Genomic DNA, 23,019 nt, shown 5'->3' with positions numbered 1-23,019 from the left:
GCCCGCTCGGCCACCCGGGTGCCGGACCCCTGCCGTGCGGTCAGCCAGCCCTCGGCGACCAGCTCGGCGTAGGCGTCGGCGACGGTGTTGCGGGCGATGCCCAGATCGGCGGCGAGGGAGCGGTAGGGCGGAAGCCGCGTCCCCGGAGCGAGCCGCCCCTCGCGCACGGCGTCCCGCAGCGCGCGGATGAGGACGGCGCGGCGGCCTCCCGCCCCGGAGAGCTCCAGGTGCAGGTCACTCCCGATGCGCTCGGCCAGATTGACCCATGATTCCGCCATGGAAATGCACCCTATCCGAGGTCTATCCCACCCGTAGATTCATGGTCATGACGAACAACGAGAACACCGCGCAGACCGCAACGCAGACCGCCCAGACCGCCACACAGAGCGCCCAGTTCGCCACGCAGACCCTCGCCCCCACGCCCCGCCTCAACTTCGCCAAGGCAGCCCCCAAGGCCTTCAAGGCCGTGATCGGACTCGACGCCGCCGCCCGCGAGGGCCTCGACCCGGCCCTGGTCGAGCTGATCCAGATCCGCGCCTCGCTGCTCAACGGCTGCGCGTACTGCCTGCACATGCACACCTCCGACGCGCGCAAGGCGGGCGAGGACGAGGCGCGACTGCACATGGTCGGCGTCTGGCGCGAGGCCAGGAACTTCTTCACGGAGAAGGAGCAGGCGGCGCTCGACCTGACCGAGTCCGTCACGCTCGTCCACCAGGGCGGCATCCCGGACGACGTCTACGCCCGCGCGGCCGCGCACTTCGACGAGACGGAGCTGGGTCACGTACTGGCCCTGATCTTCACCATCAACACCTGGAACCGCATCGCCCTGAGCACCGCCAAGGTGGCGGGCGAGGATGAGCGCTAAGCCCCGGGAACGCAAAACCGGGCCCCTTCTTACAGAAGAGGCCCGGTTCGCTTAAGACCGGTTCGCTCAAGAAGAGGGCCGGTTCGGCAGGACGCTCAGCCCTTGAGCTCAGCCATCCACGCCTCGACGTCATCGGCACGCCGCGGCAGCGTGGCCGACAGGTTCTTGTTGCCGTCGGCCGTCACGAGGATGTCGTCCTCGATCCGCACGCCGATGCCGCGGTACTCCTGCGGCACCGTCAGGTCGTCCGCCTGGAAGTACAGACCGGGCTCGACGGTCAGGCACATGCCGGGCTCCAGGACGCCGTCGGCGTACGTCTCACGGCGCGCGGCGGCGCAGTCGTGGACGTCCATGCCGAGCATGTGGCCGGTGCCGTGCAGGGTCCAGCGACGCTGGAGACCCAGCTCCAGGACGCGCTCGACCGGGCCCTCGACGAGCCCCCACTCCACGAGCTTCTCGGCGAGCACGCGCTGCGCGGCGTCGTGGAAGTCGCGGTACTTGGCGCCCGGCTTGACCGCCGCGATGCCGGCCTCCTGGGCCTCGTACACGGCGTCGTAGATCTTCCGCTGCAGCTCGTCGAAGCGGCCGTTGATCGGCAGCGTCCGTGTCACGTCGGCGGTGTAGTACGTGTGCGTCTCCACGCCGGCGTCGAGAAGCAGCAGCTCCCCGGAGCGCACAGCGCCGTCGTTGCGCACCCAGTGCAGCGTCGTGGCGTGCGGGCCCGCGGCGCAGATCGAGCCGTAGCCGATGTCGTTGCCGTCGACGCGGGCGCGCAGGAAGAACGTGCCCTCGATGTAGCGCTCGCTGGTCGCCTCGGCCTTGTCCAGGACGCGTACGACGTCCTCGAAGCCGCGGGCGGTCGAGTCGCACGCCTTCTGCAGCTCGCCGACTTCGAACTCGTCCTTGACCAGACGGGCCTCGGAGAGGAAGACGCGCAGCTCCTCGTCGCGCTCGGCGGTGACCTTGTCGGTCAGCGCGGCCTCGATTCCGGCGTCGTAGCCACGCACGACCCGGACGGATCCGGTCGCGTCGCGCAGCCGTCCTGCGAGCTCGCGCACGTCGGACGCCGGGATGCCGTAGAGCGTCTCGGCCTCGGTGAGGGAGTGCCGGCGGCCGACCCACAGCTCGCCCTGGCCGTCCAGCCAGAACTCGCCGTTCTCGCGGTCGGAGCGCGGCAGCAGGTAGATGGTGGCCTCGTGGCCGCTCGTGCCGTCCGCGAAGTCCGCCGGCTCCAGGACGAGGACGCCGTCCTCCGTCTGGTTGCCGGTCAGGTACGCGTACTCGACGGAGGAGCGGAAGGCGTACTCGGTGTCGTTCGAGCGGGTCTTGAGATTGCCCGCGGGGATCACGAGGCGCTCGCCCGGGAAGCGCGCGGAGAGCGCGGCGCGACGGGCGGCGGTGTGCTCTGCCTGGGCGATCGGCTGCAGGTCGTGCAGCTCTGTGTCGGCCCAGCCGGACTTCATGTTCTCGGCGAGCTCGTCGGAGACGCCCGGGTACAGGCCGTTCTTGCGCTGCTTGATCGGCTCTTCCGCGGACTCGATCTCCAGGTCTTCCGGGGTCTCCGGGTTCTCCGGAATGAGCTCCTCCGACACGATCTGCCTCCTATGTACGACACTGGGCCCCCTCCATCGTACGGGCGTACGGAAGGGGGCCCAGAGCCGGAAGGCCCATTACATGCCGTACTGCGGGGGTCACTCGAACGACATGGCGGACTCACGCGAACCGGAGGGCGGGCGTCACCCGAAACGGGCCGCAAGGAGAACCACGTCCTCGTCGCTGTCGACCGTGTCGAGCCCGTCCGGGAGCACCGTCCGCAGGACGTGATCGACGAGCGCGTCCGGGTCGTCGCGCACCGGCTTCGGCACGCTCGCCGCCGCCGCGTGCAGCCGCGCGAAGGCCCGGTCCATCGGGTCGCCGGTGCGGTGCAGCAGCCCGTCCGTGTAGAGAAGCACCGTTTCTCCCGGCTCCGGCTGGAACTCCACGCTCGGCGCCTCCCAGCAGGCGAGCATCCCCAGCGGCGCCGAGAGCGAGGTCTCCACGAACTCCGTGCGCCGCTCGCCGATCACCAGGGGCGGGCTGTGTCCCGCTCCCGCCAGGACGATCTTGCGCAGCGCCGGTTCGCAGTAGGCGAAGAGGGCTGTCGCCGACCGCGCGGGCTCGGTGAGCCGAAGGAGCAGCTCCAGATCGGACAGTACGGCGACGGGGTCCTCGCCCTCCATGACGGCGTACGCCCGCAAGGAGGCCCGCAGGCGCCGCATCTCGGCGACGGCGCTCGGCCCGGACCCGGTGACGGACCCGACCGCGAGGCCGAGCGCGGCGTCGGGCAGCGGCAGCGCGTCGAACCAGTCGCCGCCTCCGCGCGCGGAGGTGCGGTGCCGGGCCGCGAGCTGCACCCCGGCGACCCGGGGCAGCCGCGAGGGCAGCAGCTCTTCGCGCAGGGTGGCCTCCGTCGTACGGGCGCGGTCCAGTTCGATCAGCCGCGCCAGGTGCTCGGCGGCCTGGCGGGTGTAGAGGCCGACGAGGTGCCGCTGACGCTCGCCGGGCTCCGCCGGCTCGTCGTACAGCCAGACGGCGGCGCCGATCCGGCCCGCCGTCTCGGTGGACAGGGGCAGCGCGTAGCTCGCGGCGTAGCCGAGCCGAGTGGCCACGTCGCGGTGGCGGGGGTCGAGGGTGCTGTCGGCGAGCAGATCGGCGTTGACGATCTCGGTCTCGGCGCCCGGGGGCGCGGGCGGTGCGTCGAGGAGCCGCCCGAAGGCGGTGGCGGCGCGGGGCACCGTCTCGATGTGGCCGAGGTCGGCGCGGGTGAGGCCGAGGCCGACGGTGGTGTCGGGGCCGAGCCCGTCGGCGGGCTCCAGGACGAGCAGGCCGCGGCGGGCACCGACCAGGGCGGCTCCGGCGCGCAGCAGTTCGTGCAGGGCCTCGTCGAGGGTGGCCGTACGGGCCAGGCGCTCGGTGAGCTCCTGCAGGGTGGTCAGATCGGAGATCCAGCCCGCGAGCCGGTCCTGGATCATGAGGGTCGGTGCGCCCTGGGCCTGCGGGGCGGGCGCGACAGTGTGGTCTTGTGGCGGAACAGTTGAATCGATTCCGGCCACTTTCGGGAGGTGCGGAGCGTTCATGGCTGACGGCTTTCCGGCCGGTGCGTATTGCTCAATAGCATCGCAAACCCCCATGTCATTCTGCGCCGCTAGCAATGTTCTCCACATCTACACGCACTGATGAGGGGATGTCCAGCATTGTCCAGCTGGGATTCCTGGTGTCCGTGGGAATTCTGTGGCGTTTCGGCGATCTTGGTAACTTGGCTCAAAAGTGCCTGAGGCGACGGCATATTGCGATCGACTGGGATTGTTCAACAAGGGGCACTCCCAGGCCCTCAGGCACGGGAGGCGCGTCACAGCGGCCGTGATGGGTACGTACTCGGTGATGACCAGGGGCAGTTGAGATCCGCCCGGAACCTGGCGACGGACCCGGGCGTCTTAACTCACGACGACCGTGCCCCATCCTCCCGTGGGGGAGGCGGCGAATAAGTACGCGGGACAGCAAACGCCAGGCACCGCCACCCCACGCCACGCTAACGCTCGGCCCCTAGGGGTTCCCCATGCCGCAGGCTGGGGTGTGATGCGCCAGTTCTACGCACAGCGAAGTGATCCACACATGGTGTGATGTGGCCCGCCGTGTTCCTCGGCGTGTAAACGGAAAGGAACGAGCGCTCATGCGCGAGATCCTCGGAAGGCGACGCAGGCTCCTGTCCAGGCTCACCGGCAGGAAGTCTGACCAGAGTCCCGGTCTGACCGGCGCGGCCCTGACCTTCGCGACGGCATGGAAGTGGCCCGTGGTGCCGGGCGTCGGACTCGACCGGCGAGACGGCACCCGCTGCGCCTGCCCCGACCCCGACTGCACGGTGCCAGGAGCGCATCCACTCGACCCCGGCCTGCTGACCGCGACGACCGACGAGCGCATGGTGCGCTGGTGGTGGACCAACCGCCCGGACGCGCCCATCGTGCTCGCCACCGGCGCCAGCGCCCCGTGCGCCGTCAGCCTGCCCGCGGTCGCGGGCGCGCGCGCCCTGGCCGCGCTCGACCAGATGGGCATCAGGCTCGGCCCGGTCGTGGCGACCCCCGCCCGTCTCTTCCTGCTCGTCGCGCCGTACTCCATGGAGCAGTTGGGCGAGCTGCTGTACGCCAAGGACTACGTACCGGGCTCACTGCGCTTCCACGGAGAGGGCGGGTATCTCGCACTGCCGCCCTCCGAGACGGGCCAGGGACCGGTGCGCTGGGAGCGTGCTCCGCTGCCCGGCTCGGCGGCGCCTTGGGTGCCCGATGTCGAGGCCGTGGTGGACGCGGTGGTGGACGCGCTCACTCGTACGGGTGTGAGCGCGCCCGAGTTGTAGGGGAAATGGGCGCGCGGCGAGCCGGGCGCCCACCAAACGTCGTTAGTGTCAGGGCCCATGAACCCCCGCCTGATCGCGCTCATGGGCGCCGTGGCCATTACGGTTCTCCTGCCGCTCGCCGGCGCGTCCGCGGGGCCCGTGGGCGACGGTGACGCCGAAGCCGAGCCGTCGGAGCGGCAGGCGGGTGCGGCACCGGGGGCGGCGCCGGATCCCGACGCGAAACAGCCCTCTTCGGAGGACGCGTCTCTCCTCACGGGGCTCGGCCTCGACAGCGCCGCCCAGTGCGGACCCGAACTCACATCCCCCAAGGGCATCGAGGCCCAGACCTGTGTCCTGACCCAGGGGCACGACACCTGGGGGCGCACGTACTACCGCAACACGACCGGTGATGAGCTGAGCGCCGTACTGACCGTTATGGGCCCGGGCGGACGCACCGTGCAGATGCATTGCGTGGTGGGTGCGGCGGACGAGCCGGGGGCGTGCGAGACACCACGCGAGCGTACGGCGGGGAATGCCGAGGCGTATTCGGCGGTTGTGGAGTTCGCTGACGGGAGCGGCGGACCGTTGCTCCTGCGCTCCGGGAGCAACTCCGCGCGGCCGAAGGCCAGTTGAGACCGCAGGTCAGGCCGGGCAGTGAGCCGGACATGGAAGCGCCCGGTTGCTGGCGACGGGGGATGCACCAGCAACCGGGCTACCTGAACGGTAACAAGAGATCTGCTCTGGGCAAATTCGATCTCGGATATCCAGACAGGGATTTACCTGCGACGACGGGGAGTTGTGACAGGAGTCACCCATTCCCCTCCAACTGACTGGTGGGTCAGCTCAGCGTCACCTGGCGGTTGGTGAGACCGCCGCGCGCACGCCGCTCCTCCGGCGTGAGCGGGGCATCGCTGCTGAGCGCCGTCGCGAGCCGCTCGGCGAACTCGGCGGCTGGCTTCTCGATGTCCTCGGCACCCATTCCGGTTGGCAGATCCCACACCGGAACCGTCAGACCGTGCGCCCGGAAGGATCCGACAAGGCGGGTGCCCTCGCCGAGACTCGACGTACCGGCCGCGTGCAGCCGGGCGAGCGCGTCGAGGAGCTGCTCCTCGGGGTGCGGCATGACCCAGCGCAGGTGGTTCTTCTCCGGGGTCTCGCACCAGTACGCGCAGTCCACGCCGGAGAGCTTCACGGTCGGGATCGCGGCGGCGTTCGCGCGCTCCAGGGACGCGGAGACCTCCGGGGAGGCGTTCTCCGAGTCCGGCACCCAGAATTCGAAGCCCGCGTGCACGATCGGCTCGAATGCGCCCTCGGGGTCGAGGATGTCCTGCAGGCGAGGCCCGTCGGCCGGGGCGCGGCGTGCCTGGACCGGAGAGCCGGGCTCGGCGGTCAGGGCGCGCTGGAGGGTGTCGGCGAGGTCGCGGCTGATGTCGCCGGACGCGGTGTCGTTCTGCAGGCCGAGCAGGACCGAGCCGTCGTCGCGGCGCAGCGCGGGCCAGGCCATCGGCAGGACGGTGGCAAGGGCGACGGAGGGCACGCCGTCCGGCAGCCCGTCCTTGAGGGGCAGTTCGACGGTCGCCGCCGGGACGAGCTCGCGCAGAGCCACCCAGTCGCCCTCGCCGGGCAGACCTTCGAAGGGGCGCTGGACCAGCTCGGTCACCGCGTGCGCGGCGGCCCGGCCGTGACAGGCCTTGTAACGGCGGCCCGAACCGCAGGGGCAGGGTTCGCGGGCACCGACGACAGGAACCTGCCCGTCCGTCAGCTGCGGCTGCTTGCCCTTGGTCTGAGGGCGCTTCTTGGCCATCTTGGGTGTCTCCCGGATGCGGCTTTCCTGCGTGGCTCTTCGTACGTCTTGGGCGTACGGGCGCGAGCCTAGCCGCTCACCCAAAGGGCGTCGGGATTCAGCCTGGGTCGGCCGGACTCAGTCGAGGTCGTCGAAGGGGTCCGCGTACGCGAGGTCGGGTATCACGGCGACCGACGGGGCCGCGACGCGCGTAGCGAAATCCTCGTGACGGTGCCCTGCATGGACGACGACCCACACCGTGACCTCGCCATGGGTGTCGTCGCGCACGCCCCACGTCTCGGCGAGGGCCGTGATGATGTTGAGCCCGCGACCGCCGTGCGCCGTGACCGAGGGCGTGGCCGGAACGGGACGGGTCGGGCCGCCGCCATCCGTCACCTCGACCGTCAGCCGGCCTGTGGCGTCCACGCGCCAGGCGGCCCGGACATCTCCGTCGCCGACCATTCCTTCGCCCAGCGGCCTGCCGTGCCGACAGGCATTGCTGAGCAATTCCGACAGGACCAGTACGGCATCGTCGACGACCGATTCCGGCACCCCGTTCCCGCGCAGTTGATCGCGCATCCGGTGCCTTGCTTCCCCCACGCCCGCCGGGCCATGGGGTACGGCCATGCTCGACGACGCGGGCACCTCCCGTGCCACCACCAACGCCACCCCCGAGACCTCCTTCGCCCCACGCCACGGTGTGAATGCCCCAATGGACTGGACCGGAAACCGGCCAATCCTTGTGTGGTGACGCACTCGTAACGATCGAATACGGACCGAACGCGCCGGTGCACACCCTGTAACCGACGAGGTCGCGGTTAGCGGCGGCCCAACTGGGACAGCACCTGCTTGGGGCGATTGGTGATGATGGCGTCGACGCCGAGTTCGGCGCAGAGCTCCACGTCCTCGGGTTCGTTCACGGTCCACACGTGCACCTGGTGGCCCGCGCGTTTGAGTTTGGCCACGTAGGCGGGGTGATTGCGGACGATCCGCATGCCCGGTCCCGCGATCCGAACACCCTCGGGGAGGCGGCCGTCGCGGTGGCGCGGCGAGACGAACTGCATCAGATAGACGGTCGGCAGGGTGGGGGACGCGGCCCGCACCCGTTGCAAGGAGCGCGCCGAGAAGCTCATGACGCGTACGGGAGAGGGGCCATCGGAGGGTGGGGAATCCAAACCGAAGCGCTTCAGTAGAAGAAGCAGCCTTTCCTCCACCTGGCCCGCCCAGCGGGTGGGGTGCTTGGTCTCGATCGCCAGCTGGACGTTGCGCCCCGAAGCATTGCTTTCGGCCACCAGCTCGAGCAGCCGCTCCAGGGTGAGGACGGAGGTGTCCTCCCAGTCGGGGCCTTCGTCGGCCTCTCCGTGGTTGTTCTTCCAGGAGCCGAAGTCGAGGGTGGCGAGGTCGGCGAGCTCCAGGGCCGACACGGCTCCCCGGCCGTTCGACGTCCGGTTCACACGTCGGTCGTGGACACAGACGAGGTGCCCGTCCGCAGTGAGGCGTACATCGCATTCGAGAGCGTCGGCACCGTCCTCGACCGCCTTCTTGTACGCGGCCAGCGTGTGCTCGGGGGCGTCGTCGGAGGCTCCGCGGTGGGCGACGACCTGGATCTGTTGCTGTCGTGCGAGGGTCACCGCGTCATGGTGCCATCACGGGGTACTCACAGGCTTGCCCGAGGGTGGGGCACACAGAGCCGGATCCACAGGATCGGCTTATGGTGCCCTGACAGCCCATGGGAAAAGCTGACTGCAGACACATGCACAGTTGGGCACAGCCAGGCCGTGACCGAGAACGACAGCGTGGACCGAGGAGAAGAGCTGTGAGCACCGAGAACGAGGGCAACGAGGGCAACGAGGTACCCCCGGCCCCGTCAGCGCCTCCTGTGCCGGTGGAATCTCCCGCTGCTTCCGCCGAGCCCGCGACGCACGCTTCCGCCGCGCCCCCGCACGCCTCCGCGCCCCCGCACGCCTCCGGTGCGGGGGCCTGGCCGCCGCCCCCGCCGCCGGCCGTTCCCTCGTACGCCCAGGGTGGAGGCTCAGGCTCCGGGTGGGGCGCGTCGTACGCGGCGCAGCATCCGGAGGACCCCAAGCCCGCGGGCCGGCGCGGTGGTCTGATCGCCGCGGTGCTCGTGGCCGCCCTGGTCGCGGGCGGTGTCGGCGGTGGCATCGGCTTCTGGGCGGCCGACCGGAACGACAACAGCACGGGCTCGACCACGGTGTCCGCTTCGGACACCCCGGCCGACCTCAAGCGTGACCCCGGAACGGTCGCCGACATCGCCGGCAAGGCGCTGCCCAGCGTCGTCACCATCGAGGCCCAGGGTGGCAACGGCGAGGGCGGCACGGGCACCGGCTTCGTCTACGACAAGCAGGGCCACATCCTCACGAACAACCACGTCGTCGCCTCCGCGGCCGACGGCGGGAAGCTCGCGGCGACGTTCTCGGACGGCAAGAAGTACGACGCCGAGGTGGTCGGCCGCGCCGAGGGCTATGACGTGGCGGTCATCAAGCTCAAGCAGCGGCCCGAGAACCTGAAGCCGCTCCCCATCGGCAACTCCGACAAGGTGGCCGTCGGCGACTCGACGATCGCCATCGGCGCCCCCTTCGGCCTCTCGAACACGGTCACCACCGGCATCGTCAGCGCCAAGGACCGCCCGGTGACCTCCAGCGACGGCGCCAGCAGCAAGAGCTCGTACATGAGCGCCCTGCAGACCGACGCCTCCATCAACCCCGGCAACTCCGGCGGCCCGCTGCTCGACGCGGGCGGCGCGGTCATCGGCATCAACTCCGCGATCAAGCCCGCGGAGACCGGCGGCGGTCTCGGCGGAAGCGGCCAGTCCGGCTCCATCGGCCTGGGCTTCGCGATCCCGGTCAACCAGGCCAACAACGTCGCCCAGCAGCTGATCAAGAACGGTCAGGCCGTCTACCCCGTGATCGGCGCCTCGGTCTCCCTGGAGGAGAGCACGGGCGGCGCCACGATCTCCCAGGAAGGCGCGAGCGGTTCGCAGGCGGTCACCCCGAACGGCCCCGCGGACAAGGCGGGCCTCAAGCCCGGCGACGTCATCACGAAGCTGGACGACACGGTGATCGACAGCGGCCCGACCCTGATCGGCCAGATCTGGACCCACAAGCCGGGCGACACCGTCGAGATCACGTACAAGCGCGACGGCAAGGAGCACAAGGTCGACGTGGTCCTGGGCCAGCGCAAGGGCGAGAGCTGACCCGCTACTCTTGTCCCCGCACCGCCTGAGCGGCGGTGTGGGGTGGGTTGCCCGAGCGGCCTAAGGGAACGGTCTTGAAAACCGTCGTGGCGAGAGTCACCGTGGGTTCAAATCCCACACCCACCGCAGTGATTGAGAGCCTCTGACCAGCGGAATCGGTCGGGGGCTCTCGCTGTTTCAGGGCCCCGTGGCCGCGCCCTCCTCCCGTGGTTCTCGGGCCGATCGGGCATGTGAGGGACATTGCGCCGGACTGGGCACGCGCCATGGATGAACCCGATACTCCACGTGGACGCTGCCCGGCGAGCCTCGGAGGAGGTGTGGGGCGAGTGCGGTGTTGTTCTACAAGATCACTGGATTCGTCTCCAAGGAGAAACTCGTGTTGAAGCGCATCGCATCCGCCCTCGCCGTGGCCACCGTCGCCGGATTCCTGGCCGCCGGCACCGCCGTCGCTTCCGACGGCCCCACCGGCACCTTCGACGAGGGCCGCTACGCAGGGAAGTCGTTCACCAACATGGGCGGCCCGTACGGGATCACCACCGCCGGCCACGTGGACGGCGGGCACCGCGACGGGACCGCCCTCAACGGAGTCTTCGACGGGTACCACGGCTGACGGCTCCTCAGTCCGGTCAGGGGGTGTCTCTCACTGAGAGGCACCCCCTTTCCGCACCCCGGACGCTTCGGCTTCGCTCGGGGGTGGTGTCAGCGACACCCCCGAGAGACCGGGTCACCGTATGTCGCGGGCCACCCGGATTCGCGAACGTGGAGGACGTCAGCACGGCACTCCCGGCAACGTCCCCACCGCGAAGATTCGAGGCCCGTCATGAGCACCAGCGCACTGCCGTACGCAGCCGCTCCCACCGCTCCTTCACCCGTGCGCTCGGCGGAGTCCCCGGGCTTCTGGCGGGCGCCGTTCGCCGCATCCACGTACCGGGAGATCGGCTATACGGTGATGTCGCTGCCCATCGCCATCGTGGGCTTCACCTTCGCGGTGACGATGTTCGCACTCGGCATGGGGCTCTTCGTCACCGTGCTCGGACTGCCGGTCCTCGCCGCCGCATTGGCCGGGGCGCGGGGGCTTGGCGCTGCCGAGCGGGGGCGGGCGCGGGCGCAGCTGGGGCTTGAGGTCGCCGGTCCCGCCGCCCTGGAAACGCCGCGCGAGGCGGGCGTGTGGGCTGGGATGCGGGGGCGGCTCGCGGACGGTGCGGGCTGGCGGGCGCTGCTCTTCCAGGTCGTGATGTTCCCGTCGCGGGTGGTGTCCTTCGTCCTCAGCGTGACCTTCCTGGTCACCGGCTGGGTGGTGGCGCTCCTTCCGGCGTACTCCTGGGTGTTCCCGCGCTACGTCGACTGGCCCGGCTACCGGGTGTTCGACTACACCTCCGGCGGCGAGCGCCACGCGTTCTACCTGGAGTCGCCGGTGCAGATCGCGGGGGCGTCCCTGGTCGGCCTCGCCATCGTCTTCCTCACCCCGAAGCTGGTCCGCGCCCTGACGAACATCGACCGTGCTGCGGTGCGTTCGATGCTCGGCTAGGGGCTAGGGGCTAGGGGCTAGGGGCTAGGGGCTAGGGGCTGGTGGCTGGTGGCCCCGTCACGCGTTTCCCGTCAGCCGCGCCGCCGACGCGATCGTCGAGCGGGCCTCTTGCTCCGTGAGGCCGACCCGGAGCGCCGCATCGGTGAGTTCGTCGGCCAGGGGCTCGCCGATGCCGTTCTCGTAGGCACGGCAAGCGGCCCAGAACAGCCGGGTGTTGCGCTGCCCCTCATGCGCGGCGAGCACGAACTGGACCAGGCCCTGGCCCCGTTGGACCGGGGCCGGCATCTGCGGGAGCGCGGGGTGGTGGGCGCGGGGCGGGGGTGTGAGCAGGCGCAGCAGCGCGGGCGGGCAGCTCGCCGGAGGGAGGTGGGCGGTGCCGGCCACGGCGCTGTAGACGCCGTACTCGGTACGCGAACCGGGGCCGACGAGATAGCCGCCCGCGCCCCGGATGTCGATTCCGGGGGCGAGCCGGCCCGCGGAGTTGGGGATGACGGCGTCGGGCGGGCCCGCGAGCCAGATGTGGCGCCCACCGCTCGGGGTCGCCACGACGACCGTGGCCGGGATCGTGAACAGGTGGCGCAGCGCCAGTTCCCGCAGGGCCGCCGGAGCGTCCGTACCGGACTTGGTGTCCAGGTCGATGCCGATCAGATGGTGCGGCGGCAGCCCGCACGCGATGCCGTAGCCGGTGGCCCAGGGGGCGGCGGTGAAGAGCTCGCGGATGCGGCGCGGATCGGTCGACGCGTCGTACACGCCATGTCCGGGGCGGCCGCATTCGCCGTGGCAGGGCGAAGGTTCGGGCTGTTCGTGATGGGGGGAGCGGAGCGCCGGCAGCTTGGTGCGGGAGAGCGGGATGACGGCGAGGCCGCGCTCGGCGGCGGACAGGGCGTGGGCGAGTGCGAGCGCTGTGGCATGGCGGTCGATGGTGGCCATGCCTTCATTTTCGTACAAGTGTTCGAGGAAAGGAAGAGGGGGCGCGCGGCGCGCGGAGGAAACGCCGTGCGACGGCCGATCTTCACGCAGCGGTGGAACGCTTCAGCGCGTGCGGCGCCTGGGTCGGGGCGGGGTCCCATGGGTTGAGCTGGGGCTTTGGGGGATCGAAGCGTGTTTATCGACTTGTACTCACGCTTGCGGGGGAATCGGGGCTTCCGGGGTGGTTCGCCGGGGATTCGGTGGGCAACTCTGGACTCGCGACGTCGTGCAGAACCCCAAGGCGGTCGGCCAACCGCATGGGAACAAGGCGCACTTCAGGTGCTCCCGGCACATCACCGGTGGGCACCCCCGTAACGGAGGAACAGACATGGCAAGCATCCGTACCGCCCGCGTCATCGCTGCAGCCGCGGCCCTGCCCCTGGCTGCCGCACTCTTCTCGGGTGTCGCGACGGCCGACAACGGCTCCTTCGCGAACGACGGATCGAATGCGGGCGTGGCGACTGTCAACGGCAGCGGCGTCGGCGGCAACAACAGCGGCAACTCGTCCACGTCGCAGCAGCAGGCCGTCGGCTCAGGCGCCTCGAACCAGAACAACACCGCCCAGGTGAACGGCTCGGCCTTCACGGCGATCGACCAGTCGAACGAGAACATCGCCGTCAACTTCACCCACCTCTGGTGAGGTGACGGCCCTCCGGGGTAGCTCCTGGGGCCTGCTCGATGGGGTGTGTGGCGTTCTGCGCGGCGGTGCATCTGCACCGCCGCGCAGGCGTGTTCGGGGGTACGTATCGGCGCCTCGGACGGTCTCTCCTCGTATCCGGGGTGATCTCTTGACACCGGAACAGTTTCTGACGGACAGTCAGAAACCATTGTCGGTGCGACGCCCGTACGCGAAGGAGAGGCCGCCGCCGTGCACCTCGCCCCCACCGAACGCCAAGTGCAGCTGCGCGCCGAACTGCGCGCGTACTTCAGCGATCTGATGCCCGGAGGGCCGCCCGAAGGGGGCGACGTGGAGGGGCAGCGCCGGCTGCTGCGGCGCATCGGGGCCGACGGCATGCTCGGCCTCGGCTGGCCGGTCGAGTACGGCGGGCAGGGGCGCGGCCCCGACGAGCAGTTCGTCTTCTTCGACGAGGCCTACCGCGCGGGCGCGCCCGTATCGATGGTCACCCTGAACACCGTCGGGCCGACCCTCATGAAGTACGGCACCGAGGAGCAGAAGGCGGCTTTCCTGCCGCGCATCCTCAGCGGCGACCTCGTCTTCGCGATCGGGTACAGCGAGCCGTCGGCGGGGACGGATCTGGCCTCGCTGCGGACGCGGGCGGTGCGCGATGCCGAGGGGCCCGACGGCACGTGGGTCATCGACGGGCAGAAGATCTTCACCTCGAACGCCCAGAACGCCGACTGGATCTGGCTGGCCTGCCGCACCGACCCCGACGCCCCCAAGCACCAGGGCATCTCGATCATCCTCGTGCCGACCGGAGCGCCCGGGTTCTCGTGGACGCCGATCGAGACCGTGGGCGGTCTGACCACGACGGCGACGTACTACGACGGGATCCGCGTGCCCGCCACGAACCTCGTCGGCGAGGAGAACGGCGGCTGGGGGCTCATCACCAATCAGCTCAACCACGAGCGGGTGGCGCTCGCCGCGATCGGCATGCAGGCCGAGGACTTCTACGCGGCGGCCCTCGCTTTCGCCCGTACTCCCGATCCGGTGACGGGTGAACGCCGGATTGACGCTCCGTGGGTCCGGTCGAGACTGGCCGAAGCACAGGCACGCCTCGCGGCAACGCGCCTGCTCAACTGGCGTTTGGTGGGGGATGTCGGGGCGGGCGTCCTGGCGCCCGGCGACGCGAGCGGCGTGAAATTCATGGGAACCGAATCGGCCGTGGAGGTGTACCGGATATGTCAGGAAGTCACGGGCGATGCCGGTCTGGTGCGGGCCGGTTCACCTGGGTCCCTGACGCTCGGCACGGGCGGTGAGGGGGAGTTGGAGCGGATGAACAGGGCGGCACAGATCAATACGTTCGGGGGCGGGGTGAGCGAGGTGCAGCGGGAGATCGTGGCGACGATGCGCCTCGGGATGCGAAGGGGACGGCGGTGACTGATCTTTCGTACGAGACGTTGAAGACCTTCGAGGGACGGGCGGCCGCCACGTCGGGCGTGGGCAAGGACCCGGTCAACGAACCGATGATCCGGCACTGGTGCGAGGCCATGGGGGACACCAACTCGGCCTATGCGGGGGCGGACCCGATCGCGCCGCCGACCATGCTCCAGGCGTGGACGATGGGCGGGCTCTCCGGGCATCAGGGGCGTTCGGCCGCTTACGACGAGCTGTTCGCGCTCCTGGACGGCGCGGGGTACACCTCGGTCGTCGCCACCGACTGTGAGCAGGAGTATCTGCGGGCGCTGCGGCCGGGGGACGAGATCACCTTCGACGCGGTCATCGAGTCCGTGTCGGAGCGCAAGACGACGAAGCTGGGCACGGGGCACTTCGTCACGACCCGGATGGACGTCAGGGCGGCCGGTGAGCCGGCGGGGACGCATCGCTTCCGGATCCTCAAGTACGCGCCCGCGGGGCAAAAGCCCCAGGGCAAGAGGCCCCGCCCGGTGATCAATCGGGACAACGCGGGGTTTTGGGAAGGCGTGTCCCGCCATCAGCTCCTGATCCAGCGCTGCGGCGGCTGTCGGGCACTGCGCTTCCCCTGGCTGCCCGGCTGCAACGCCTGCGGGTCGCTCGTATGGGACACGATCGAGGCGAGCGGCGAGGGCACGGTCTACTCGTACGTGGTCATGCACCATCCGCCCTTCCCCGCCTTCGATCCGCCGTACGCCGTCGGGCTCATCGAGCTGGCCGAGGGCGTGCGCATGGTCAGCAACGTGGTGGGCGTGCCCAGCGACAAGGTGCGGATCGGGCAGCCGGTCCGGCTCGAATTCATGCAGGTGGACAAGGAGTTGGAGCTCCCGGTGTTCCGGGCCGTCGAAGGCATGACAGGCATGACAGGCATGACAGGCACGGCGGGGGGCGGGGTCTGACATGGACTTCACACCCACGGAGGAGCAGGCCGCCGCACGGGACCTCGCCGGAGAGATCTTCGGGGACCTGTCCACGCCAGAGCGGCTCGCGGCGGCGGGGACAGGGTCGGACACCGAGCTGTGGAAGGCGCTGTGCGCGGCGGGGTTGCCGGGTGCGGTGGAGGATGTCGGGTTGCTCGGGCTCGTGCTGCTGCTCGAGGAGCAGGGGCGGGTGACGGCGCAGGTGCCGTTCGCGGCGAGCTGTGTCTATGGCTTGCTTGCGGTGGCGGCGCACGGCACGCAGGAGCAGCGGGGGCGGCTGCTGCCGGGGCTGAGGGACGGCACGGAGGTCGCGACGGGGGCGTTCCCGGCGCGGGGCGGCGTGGTGGCCTCCGGGGAGGGAGCGCAGGCTGACGCATCGCCCGGAGAGCTGACGGGAGAGCTGACGGGAGCGCTGACCGGAAGGCTGACCGGGACGGTGCCATGGGTGCCGTGGCTGCGGGATGCCACGGAGGTCCTGGTGGCGGTGCGCGACCCGGCGCCGCTGGGCGGCCACAGCCTGTGGAGAGTGCGGGTGGCCGACGCGGAGACCGAGCCCGTGGAGTTGACCGCGCCCTGGGCGGCGGGGCGGTTGGTCCTGGACGGGACTCCCGGTGAGCGAATCGGAGGGAAAGGGGCGTACGACGACGTCCTGGCGAGCGCGCGGACAGCCTTCGCGGGGCTGCAGGCCGGGGTGTGCGCGGGGTCGTTGGCCCGCGCGGTCGCCCACACCAACGAGCGGGAGCAGTTCGGGCGGCCACTCGCGGCCAAGCAGGGGGTCCAACTCCGGGCTGCGGACGCCCATATGGACACCGAGGCGATCCGGGTCACGGCGTACGAGGCGGCCTGGCGGCGCGACGCCGGACTGCCGTTCGGCACGCATGCGCTGACCGCCGCGTGGTGGGCGTCGGAGGGGGGCAAACGCGTCGTGCACGCGGGCCAGCATCTGCACGGCGGCATGGGGGCCGACCTCGACCACCCCGTGCACCGGCACTTCCTGTGGGGGCGGCAACTGGACGCGTACCTCGGCGGCGGGAGCGAAGTCCTTGAGGAAATGGGCGACTTGATCGCGCGGAGCGCGCAGGAGGAGACGGCATGACGGGGAGCCGCATGACGGGGCGCACGACGGGGAGCCGCACGACGGGGAGCCGTATGACGGGGGGCCGTGTGACGGGCAGACCGGATGCCGCGGGAGGGGACGGTGCGAGGGCCGGTGACGAGCTGCCTGAGCTCACCATCCCGGTCACCCGCACGCTGATCGTCTCCGGCGCGATCGCGTCGCGGGACTACCAGGACGTACACCACGACGCGGCGGCGGCCCAGGAGAAGGGCTCCCCCGATGTCTTCATGAACATCCTGACCACGAACGGCCTGGTCGGCCGGTACATCACGGATCACTTCGGCTCCGGGGCGATTCTCCGCAAGGTGGCGATCCGACTCGGGGCGCCCAACTACCCGGGGGACACGATGGTGCTGACCGGTTCCGTGGAGCGGGTCGACGGCGATACGGCCACGGTGAGGGTGGTCGGGTCCAACGGCATCGGCAAGCACGTCACCGGCACGGTCACGGTGACGGTCCCGGGCGGGGCGGTCCAGGGCGGGGCGGACCAGGGCGGTGCGGCCCAGGGCGGGGCGTCGGCAGGGGGCGCGGCATGAGCGCACGCACGCGTGACCACCTCGGCGGGAAGGCCGCTGTCGTCGGGATCGGGGCCACCGAGTTCTCCAAGGACTCGGGGCGCAGTGAGCTCAGACTCGCCGTGGAGGCGGTGGGCCTCGCGCTCGACGACGCCGGGCTCAGCCCCGCCGACGTCGACGGCATGGTCACGTTCACCATGGACACGAACCCGGAGATCACCGTCGCGCAGGCGGCCGGGATCGGTGAGCTCTCGTTCTTCTCGCGCGTCCACTACGGCGGAGGCGCCGCCTGTGCGACCGTCCAGCAGGCGGCGCTCGCGGTGGCGACCGGAGTGGCCGAAGTCGTCGTCTGCTACCGGGCGTTCAATGAGCGCTCGGGGCGGCGGTTCGGTTCGGGCGTGCAGCACCGGGAGCCGTCGGCGGAGGGTGCGGCGCTCGGCTGGCCCCTGCCGTTCGGGTTGCTGACCCCCGCCTCCTGGGTGGCGATGGCGGCCCAGCGGTATCTGCACACCTATGGCCTCACCCCCGATGTGTTCGGCCATGTGGCGGTCACCGACCGGAAGTACGCGGCGACGAACCCTGCGGCCTATTTCCACGGGAAGCCGATCACCCTCGCGGAGCACGCCGCCTCGCGCTGGATCGTCGAGCCGCTGCGGCTCCTGGACTGCTGCCAGGAGACCGACGGCGGGCAGGCGATCGTCGTGACGAGCGTGGAGCGGGCCAGGGACCTGCCGAAGCCGGCGGCGGTGATCACGGCGGCGGCCCAGGGCGCGGGCCGGGCGCAGGAGCAGATGACCAGCTTCTACCGCGACGACCTGAGCGGGCTGCCGGAAATGAGCGTGGTGGCACGGCAGTTGTGGCGGAGCTCCGGCCTCGCTCCCAGTGAGATCGACGTGGGCATTCTCTACGACCACTTCACGCCGTTCGTGCTGATGCAGCTGGAGGAGTTCGGCTTCTGCGGGCCGGGCGAGGCGGCGGACTTCGTGGCCGAGGAGATGCTGCCGCTGAACACACACGGCGGGCAGCTGGGGGAGGCGTATCTGCACGGGATGAACGGCATAGCGGAGGCGGTCAGACAGGTGCGCGGCACGTCCGTGAACCAGATACCGGGCGCCGCGCGCACTCTGGTCACCGCGGGCACCGGTGTCCCCACGTCGGGGTTGATTCTGGCGGCGGACGGCTGAACGCGGCGCGTGTCCCGGCCGGGGCGCGGGCCCAGGGCCCTTCACTCGGCGTATGCGCTGCCGAAAGCTGATGATGGGACTTGTCCTCGCCGTCGCCCTCGCCTCTCTGGCCATGGGTGTGCCACCGACCGGCGCCGCAAGCAGACCCGAGACCGAGGGTCGCGGGTGGGCGGCCGGCGTCTCGACCTTCCGCGGCTGGGCCTTCGACACCTGCCTCGCCCCGTCCGTCGACACGATGCGCCGCTGGACGGCCTCCGACTACCAAGCGGTGGGCGTCTATTACGCCGGCCGGGGCCGGGGGTGCCAGCGCCAGCCGTCGCTGACCCGCGGCTGGATGCGGGCGGTGCGGGGGATGGGGTGGAAGGTGCTGCCGCTGTACGTCGGTTCGCAGTCGCCCTGTGTCATCGCGCAGCACAAGAGGGACGTACGCATCGGACGGCACCCCTGGCGAGAGGGGACGAGGGAGGGGCGGGACGCGGCAAGGAAGGCGAAAGCGTTCGGGATGCAGCGGGACAGCCCGCTCTACCTGGACATGGAGTCGTACGCCCACCGGAACAAGCAGTGCGCCGACACCACGCTGGCCTTCGTGCGGGCCTGGGACCGCGAGGTGCGCAGGCTCGGGTACGTTCCGGGGTTCTACAGCAGCGCGAGTTCCGGCGTACGGCACATGGAGACGGCGCGGCGGGCAGGGGTGCGGGATCTGCCGTCGGTGATGTGGTTCGCGCGCTGGCACACGCGGCCGCATCTGTACCGCGAGCCCGTGCTGCGGAAGAACGCGTGGCACCCTGAGCGGCGCATTCACCAGTACGCGGGGAACGTGAGGGAGCGGCACGGCGGGCGCACGCTCAAGATCGACCGGAACCTCGTGCACGCGCCGGTGGCCCGGATCCGCTAGGCCGCGAGCGAGGCCCTCTCAGGGATGAACCCTCAGGGGGCGCTCCGCCTCCTCCACCTTCAGGAGGTGGGGCTACCACCCCACGTACAACCTGAGGCGGACACCGCTTCGGGACCTGCGGCCGATCCGCTGAAGTAGGGGGCGCTTCTAGCGTGGAGCCATGACCGTATCCATGGTGCCCATGTGCACCAGCGCATCGAAGGCCGCGACGCGGACAGCGAGTCCTTCGGCGTATCCGTCGTTCGCGTCGTACGTACGGGCACGTCAGCCCGTGTTGCTGCGCACCGCGCGCTCGCTGACCGCGAATCCGAGCGATGCCGAGGATCTGCTGCAGACCGCCCTGACCAAAACCTATGTCGCCTGGGACCGGATCGAGGACCATCGGGCGCTCGACGGGTATGTGCGCCGGGCCCTGCTGAACACCCGGACCTCACAGTGGCGCAAGCGCAAGGTCGACGAGTTCGCGTGTGACGAGCTGCCCGAGCCCGAGGTGACGCCGGTCGCGGATCCGGCCGAGCAGCAGGTGCTCAGGGACGCGATGTGGCGCGCGATCATGAAGCTGCCCGCGCGGCAGCGGGCGATGGTAGTACTGCGGTACTACGAGGATCTCAGCGAGGCGCAGACGGCCGAGGTGCTCGGGGTGTCCATCGGCACCGTCAAGAGCGCGGTTTCGCGGGCGCTCGGCAAGCTGCGCGAGGACCCGGAACTCACGCCGGTCCGGTGACCGCCGGGGTTCCGCCGGACCTTTCTTCTCCCGGACTAGTGACATACCGTGCGGTATGCGGCAACAATCTGGCGAGCCCTACTGCCAGGTAGGTCATCCGGGAGCCGCCTCGGGTGAATGCCGCGCGCCCACCGGGAGGACGCCGTGCTGAGCACGATGCAGGACGTACCACTGACCGTCACCCGCATCCTTCGGCACGGGACGACCGTGCACGGGTCGTCGCAGGTCATCACATGGACCGGAGAGGCCGCTCCACAGCGCCGCAGCTTCCGTGAGATCGGTGAACGCTCGGCCCAGCTGGCGCACGCGCTGCGCGAGGACCTCGGGGTCGACGGCGACGAGCGCGTCGCCACGTTCATGTGGAACAACGCCGAGCATGTCGAGGCCTACTTCGCGGTCCCCTGTATGGGCGCCGTGCTGCACACCCTCAATCTCCGGCTGCCCGCCGACCAGTTGACCTGGATCGTGAATCACGCGGCCGACCGCGTCATCATCGTCAACGGTTCCCTCATCCCGCTGCTCGCGCCCCTGCTTCCGCAGCTGCCGACCGTCGAGCACCTGGTGGTCTCGGGCCCCGGCGACCGCTCTCCGCTGGCCGGAATCCAGGCGCAGGTGCACGAGTACGAGGACCTGATCGCCGCCAAGCCCACGGCCTACGACTGGCCCGAGCTCGACGAGCGTACGGCCGCCGCCATGTGCTACACCTCCGGCACCACCGGCGACCCCAAGGGCGTCGTCTACTCCCACCGCTCCATCTACCTGCACTCCATGCAGGTCAACATGAGCGAGTCCATGGGCCTGACGGACGCGGACACCACGCTCGTCGTCGTCCCGCAGTTCCACGTCAACGCCTGGGGTCTGCCGCACGCGACCCTGATGGCGGGCGTGAACATGCTGATGCCGGACCGCTTCCTGCAGCCCGCCCCGCTCGCCGAGATGATCGAGACGGAGCGGCCCACGCACGCGGCCGCCGTCCCCACCATCTGGCAGGGCCTGCTCGCCGAACTCTCCGCGAAGCCGCGTGACGTCAGCTCGCTCGGCCAGGTCACCATCGGCGGCTCGGCCTGCCCGCCCTCGCTGATGGAGGCGTTCGACAAGCTGGGCATGCGGGTCTGCCACGCCTGGGGCATGACGGAGACGTCCCCGCTCGGCACGGTCGCCCGCCCGCCGGCCAAGGCCCTCGGCACGGACGAGGAGTTCGCCTACCGCCTGACCCAGGGCCGCTTCCCGACCGGAGTCGAGGCCCGCCTGGTCGGCCCCGGCGGCGAGCACCTGCCGTGGGACGGCGAGTCCGCGGGTGAGCTCGAGGTGCGCGGGCCGTGGATCGCGGGCGCGTACTACGGCGGCGCGGGCGGCGAGGAACTCAAGCCCGAGGACAAGTTCAGCGCGGACGGCTGGCTGAAGACCGGCGACGTCGGCGTGATCAGCTCCGACGGCTTCCTGACGCTCACCGACCGCGCGAAGGACGTCATCAAGTCGGGCGGGGAGTGGATCTCCAGCGTCGAGCTGGAGAACGCGATCATGGCCCACCCGGACGTCGCGGAGGCTGCGGTCGTCGCCGTCCCCGACGACAAGTGGGGCGAACGCCCGCTCGCCACCGTGGTGTTGAAGGAGGGCGCGAGCCTGGAGTACGCCGCCCTGCGCGACTTCCTCACGGGCACCATCGCCAAGTGGCAGCTGCCCGAGCGCTGGGCGATCGTGCCGGCCGTGCCCAAGACGAGCGTCGGCAAGTTCGACAAGAAGGTGCTGCGCAGGCAGTACGCGGACGGCGAGCTGGACGTCACGAAGCTCTGACGCGAGGCCCGGCAGTGGGTTGATGCGCCGCTCCCCGGCCGGGGAGCGGCGCATCACCGTACTCCGAGGTTCTAGTTCGTGCCGATCTTCGCCAGCAGGTCCACGATCCGGCCCTGCACCTCGCCGCTCGTCGACCGCTCCGCGAGGAACAGCACCGTCTCCCCCGCCGCGAGCCGCGGCAGCTCCGTCTCGTCGACGGCGGCGGTGTAGACGACGAGCGGGGTGCGGTTCAACTGGCCGTTCGCGCGCAGCCAGTCGATGATCCCGGCCCTGCGGCGGCGCACCTGCATCAGGTCCATCACCACCAGGTTCGGCCGCATCTGCGCCGCGAGCGTCACCGCGTCCGCGTCGCTCTCGGCCCGCGCCACCTGCATGCCACGCCGTTCGAGCGTCGCGGTCAGGGCGAGCGCGATCTCCTCGTGCTCCTCGATGAGCAGGACGCGGGGCGGGTGCTGCTCGCTGTCGCGGGGCGCGAGGGCCTTCAGGAGTACGGCCGGGTCGGCGCCGTACGCGGCCTCGCGCGTCGCCTGGCCGAGTCCCGCCGTGACGAGCACGGGAACTTCGGCGGCCACGGCGGCCGTGCGCAGCGACTGCAGCGCCGTACGCGTGATCGGTCCGGTCAGCGGGTCCACGAACAGCGCCGCGGGGAACGCGGCGATCTGGGCGTCGACCTCCTCGCGGGAGTTCACGATGACGGGACGGTAGCCGCGGTCGCTCAGCGCCTGCTGCGTGGTGACGTCGGGCGCGGGCCAGACGAGCAGGCGGCGCGGATTGTCCAGCGGCTCGGGCGGCAGTTCGTCGTCCATGGGCTGCGGCTGGGGCCGGTTGGCGACCTCGACCGCGCCGCCGGGACCGTCGAGCGGCTCCGGGCCCTCGTCGGCGTCCTCGTCCGGTGCGCCTATTGCGTACGAGCGTCCTGTGCCCTCGGTGGAGGACGCGATCCGGGACTGCGGGTTGGCCTGCGCCTGGGGGTGCGGGCGGGCCCCGGCCTCGGGGCGGTCGTCGCCCGCGGGGTCGGGGGGAGTGGAGAGCCTGCGGCGGCGCCTGGCGCGT

23 protein-coding genes and 1 tRNA gene are annotated in these 23,019 nt (G+C 70.7%); 16 read left to right on the top strand and 8 right to left on the bottom strand.

Annotated features, from left to right (window positions below):
• Positions 1-278: GntR family transcriptional regulator (locus ABD378_RS38250; RefSeq protein WP_344528976.1), on the bottom strand; the 278-nt coding region annotated here is incomplete at its 3' end.
• Positions 279-325: 47 nt separating this feature from the next.
• Between ABD378_RS38250 and ABD378_RS38245 the strand changes: the two genes are divergently transcribed.
• The gene (locus tag ABD378_RS38245; RefSeq protein ID WP_386544580.1) at positions 326-865 is read left to right on the top strand and encodes a carboxymuconolactone decarboxylase family protein; all 540 of its coding nucleotides are present in this window, start codon (positions 326-328) and stop codon (positions 863-865) included.
• A gap of 95 nt (positions 866-960) precedes the next feature.
• On the opposite strand, the gene ABD378_RS38240 is transcribed toward ABD378_RS38245, so the two are convergent.
• Both ABD378_RS38240 and ABD378_RS38235 read right to left on the bottom strand, forming a co-directional pair.
• Positions 961-2,457, bottom strand: a complete 1,497-nt coding sequence (locus ABD378_RS38240) for an aminopeptidase P family protein (protein ID WP_344528972.1) — start codon at positions 2,455-2,457, stop codon at positions 961-963.
• A 144-nt stretch (positions 2,458-2,601) separates the two neighbouring features.
• Entirely contained in the window at positions 2,602-3,981 is a 1,380-nt protein-coding gene (locus ABD378_RS38235; RefSeq protein ID WP_344528970.1) for a PP2C family protein-serine/threonine phosphatase, read from the bottom strand.
• 593 nt (positions 3,982-4,574) lie between these two features.
• Between ABD378_RS38235 and ABD378_RS38230 the strand changes: the two genes are divergently transcribed.
• Positions 4,575-5,252 carry a bifunctional DNA primase/polymerase gene (locus tag ABD378_RS38230; protein WP_344528968.1) on the top strand — a complete coding sequence of 226 codons (678 nt, stop codon included), beginning with the start codon at positions 4,575-4,577 and terminating at the stop codon, positions 5,250-5,252.
• Between the two features lie 57 nt (positions 5,253-5,309).
• On the top strand, positions 5,310-5,864 hold the full coding sequence (locus ABD378_RS38225; RefSeq protein WP_344528966.1) for a hypothetical protein: 555 nt from the start codon (positions 5,310-5,312) through the stop codon (positions 5,862-5,864).
• 205 nt (positions 5,865-6,069) lie between these two features.
• Here the strand turns inward: ABD378_RS38225 and ABD378_RS38220 are convergent, their stop codons facing one another.
• From ABD378_RS38220 to ABD378_RS38210, 3 genes are all read right to left on the bottom strand, one after another.
• A complete protein-coding gene (locus ABD378_RS38220) occupies positions 6,070-7,035 on the bottom strand; it encodes a DUF5926 family protein (protein ID WP_344528964.1) in 966 nt (321 codons plus the stop codon).
• Positions 7,036-7,152: 117 nt separating this feature from the next.
• Positions 7,153-7,770 (bottom strand): ATP-binding protein, encoded by a 618-nt coding sequence (locus ABD378_RS38215; protein ID WP_344528962.1) that lies wholly within the window; start codon positions 7,768-7,770, stop codon positions 7,153-7,155.
• A 62-nt stretch (positions 7,771-7,832) separates the two neighbouring features.
• Positions 7,833-8,645 (bottom strand): glycerophosphodiester phosphodiesterase, encoded by an 813-nt coding sequence (locus tag ABD378_RS38210; RefSeq protein ID WP_344528960.1) that lies wholly within the window; start codon positions 8,643-8,645, stop codon positions 7,833-7,835.
• 185 nt (positions 8,646-8,830) lie between these two features.
• Here ABD378_RS38210 and ABD378_RS38205 point away from each other — a divergent pair, with 185 nt between their 5' ends.
• From ABD378_RS38205 to ABD378_RS38190, 4 genes are all read left to right on the top strand, one after another.
• Positions 8,831-10,228: a S1C family serine protease gene (locus ABD378_RS38205; RefSeq protein WP_344528958.1), complete on the top strand. Its 1,398-nt coding sequence runs from the start codon at positions 8,831-8,833 to the stop codon at positions 10,226-10,228.
• 41 nt (positions 10,229-10,269) lie between these two features.
• Positions 10,270-10,354, top strand: a tRNA-Ser gene (locus ABD378_RS38200).
• Positions 10,355-10,604: 250 nt separating this feature from the next.
• Positions 10,605-10,838 carry a hypothetical protein gene (locus ABD378_RS38195; protein WP_344528956.1) on the top strand — a complete coding sequence of 78 codons (234 nt, stop codon included), beginning with the start codon at positions 10,605-10,607 and terminating at the stop codon, positions 10,836-10,838.
• Between the two features lie 210 nt (positions 10,839-11,048).
• Positions 11,049-11,756: a sensor domain-containing protein gene (locus ABD378_RS38190; protein ID WP_344528954.1), complete on the top strand. Its 708-nt coding sequence runs from the start codon at positions 11,049-11,051 to the stop codon at positions 11,754-11,756.
• 57 nt (positions 11,757-11,813) lie between these two features.
• On the opposite strand, the gene ABD378_RS38185 is transcribed toward ABD378_RS38190, so the two are convergent.
• Complete coding sequence (locus ABD378_RS38185; RefSeq protein WP_344528952.1) at positions 11,814-12,686, bottom strand: bifunctional DNA primase/polymerase; 873 nt, start codon at positions 12,684-12,686, stop codon at positions 11,814-11,816.
• Between the two features lie 367 nt (positions 12,687-13,053).
• Here ABD378_RS38185 and ABD378_RS38180 point away from each other — a divergent pair, with 367 nt between their 5' ends.
• The 9 genes from ABD378_RS38180 to ABD378_RS38140 all read left to right on the top strand — a co-directional run bounded on the left by ABD378_RS38180 (position 13,054) and on the right by ABD378_RS38140 (position 21,966).
• Positions 13,054-13,365, top strand: coding sequence for a hypothetical protein (locus ABD378_RS38180; RefSeq protein ID WP_344528950.1), 312 nt, complete (start codon positions 13,054-13,056; stop codon positions 13,363-13,365).
• Between the two features lie 228 nt (positions 13,366-13,593).
• On the top strand, positions 13,594-14,784 hold the full coding sequence (locus tag ABD378_RS38175) for an acyl-CoA dehydrogenase family protein (RefSeq protein WP_344528948.1): 1,191 nt from the start codon (positions 13,594-13,596) through the stop codon (positions 14,782-14,784).
• Positions 14,781-15,716 (top strand): bifunctional MaoC family dehydratase N-terminal/OB-fold nucleic acid binding domain-containing protein, encoded by a 936-nt coding sequence (locus tag ABD378_RS38170; RefSeq protein ID WP_344528946.1) that lies wholly within the window; start codon positions 14,781-14,783, stop codon positions 15,714-15,716. Before ABD378_RS38175 ends, ABD378_RS38170 begins: the two co-directional genes overlap by 4 nt.
• A gap of 1 nt (position 15,717) precedes the next feature.
• Positions 15,718-16,833 carry an acyl-CoA dehydrogenase family protein gene (locus ABD378_RS38165; RefSeq protein WP_344528944.1) on the top strand — a complete coding sequence of 372 codons (1,116 nt, stop codon included), beginning with the start codon at positions 15,718-15,720 and terminating at the stop codon, positions 16,831-16,833.
• 53 nt (positions 16,834-16,886) lie between these two features.
• The gene (locus ABD378_RS38160; protein WP_344528978.1) at positions 16,887-17,390 is read left to right on the top strand and encodes a MaoC/PaaZ C-terminal domain-containing protein; all 504 of its coding nucleotides are present in this window, start codon (positions 16,887-16,889) and stop codon (positions 17,388-17,390) included.
• Complete coding sequence (locus ABD378_RS38155) at positions 17,387-18,553, top strand: lipid-transfer protein (RefSeq protein WP_344528942.1); 1,167 nt, start codon at positions 17,387-17,389, stop codon at positions 18,551-18,553. The genes ABD378_RS38160 and ABD378_RS38155 overlap by 4 nt, the downstream gene beginning before the upstream one ends.
• Before the next feature lie 52 nt (positions 18,554-18,605).
• On the top strand, positions 18,606-19,448 hold the full coding sequence (locus ABD378_RS38150; protein WP_344528940.1) for a glycoside hydrolase domain-containing protein: 843 nt from the start codon (positions 18,606-18,608) through the stop codon (positions 19,446-19,448).
• Between the two features lie 160 nt (positions 19,449-19,608).
• A complete protein-coding gene (locus tag ABD378_RS38145; RefSeq protein WP_249588982.1) occupies positions 19,609-20,172 on the top strand; it encodes a SigE family RNA polymerase sigma factor in 564 nt (187 codons plus the stop codon).
• 144 nt (positions 20,173-20,316) lie between these two features.
• Positions 20,317-21,966: a long-chain fatty acid--CoA ligase gene (locus tag ABD378_RS38140; protein WP_344528938.1), complete on the top strand. Its 1,650-nt coding sequence runs from the start codon at positions 20,317-20,319 to the stop codon at positions 21,964-21,966.
• Between the two features lie 71 nt (positions 21,967-22,037).
• Here ABD378_RS38140 and ABD378_RS38135 read toward each other — a convergent pair.
• The coding region (locus ABD378_RS38135) for a response regulator (RefSeq protein ID WP_344528936.1) at positions 22,038-23,019 on the bottom strand (982 nt) is incomplete at its 5' end.

This window comes from Streptomyces rectiviolaceus (assembly GCF_039533825.1).
Classification (GTDB): Bacteria; Actinomycetota; Actinomycetes; order Streptomycetales; family Streptomycetaceae; genus Streptomyces; species Streptomyces rectiviolaceus.
This window is presented reverse-complemented; position numbering and strand designations above follow the sequence as displayed.

Coding starts and splice junctions, on each gene's coding strand:
- ABD378_RS38245 (WP_386544580.1), top strand. CDS start 326: ATGACGAACAACGAGAACACCGCGCAGACCGCAACGCAGACCGCCCAG.
- ABD378_RS38235 (WP_344528970.1), bottom strand. CDS start 3,981: ATGAACGCTCCGCACCTCCCGAAAGTGGCCGGAATCGATTCAACTGTT.
- ABD378_RS38230 (WP_344528968.1), top strand. CDS start 4,575: ATGCGCGAGATCCTCGGAAGGCGACGCAGGCTCCTGTCCAGGCTCACC.
- ABD378_RS38225 (WP_344528966.1), top strand. CDS start 5,310: ATGAACCCCCGCCTGATCGCGCTCATGGGCGCCGTGGCCATTACGGTT.
- ABD378_RS38220 (WP_344528964.1), bottom strand. CDS start 7,035: ATGGCCAAGAAGCGCCCTCAGACCAAGGGCAAGCAGCCGCAGCTGACG.
- ABD378_RS38190 (WP_344528954.1), top strand. CDS start 11,049: ATGAGCACCAGCGCACTGCCGTACGCAGCCGCTCCCACCGCTCCTTCA.
- ABD378_RS38185 (WP_344528952.1), bottom strand. CDS start 12,686: ATGGCCACCATCGACCGCCATGCCACAGCGCTCGCACTCGCCCACGCC.
- ABD378_RS38180 (WP_344528950.1), top strand. CDS start 13,054: ATGGCAAGCATCCGTACCGCCCGCGTCATCGCTGCAGCCGCGGCCCTG.
- ABD378_RS38165 (WP_344528944.1), top strand. CDS start 15,718: ATGGACTTCACACCCACGGAGGAGCAGGCCGCCGCACGGGACCTCGCC.
- ABD378_RS38160 (WP_344528978.1), top strand. CDS start 16,887: ATGACGGGGGGCCGTGTGACGGGCAGACCGGATGCCGCGGGAGGGGAC.
- ABD378_RS38155 (WP_344528942.1), top strand. CDS start 17,387: ATGAGCGCACGCACGCGTGACCACCTCGGCGGGAAGGCCGCTGTCGTC.
- ABD378_RS38150 (WP_344528940.1), top strand. CDS start 18,606: ATGCGCTGCCGAAAGCTGATGATGGGACTTGTCCTCGCCGTCGCCCTC.
- ABD378_RS38145 (WP_249588982.1), top strand. CDS start 19,609: ATGACCGTATCCATGGTGCCCATGTGCACCAGCGCATCGAAGGCCGCG.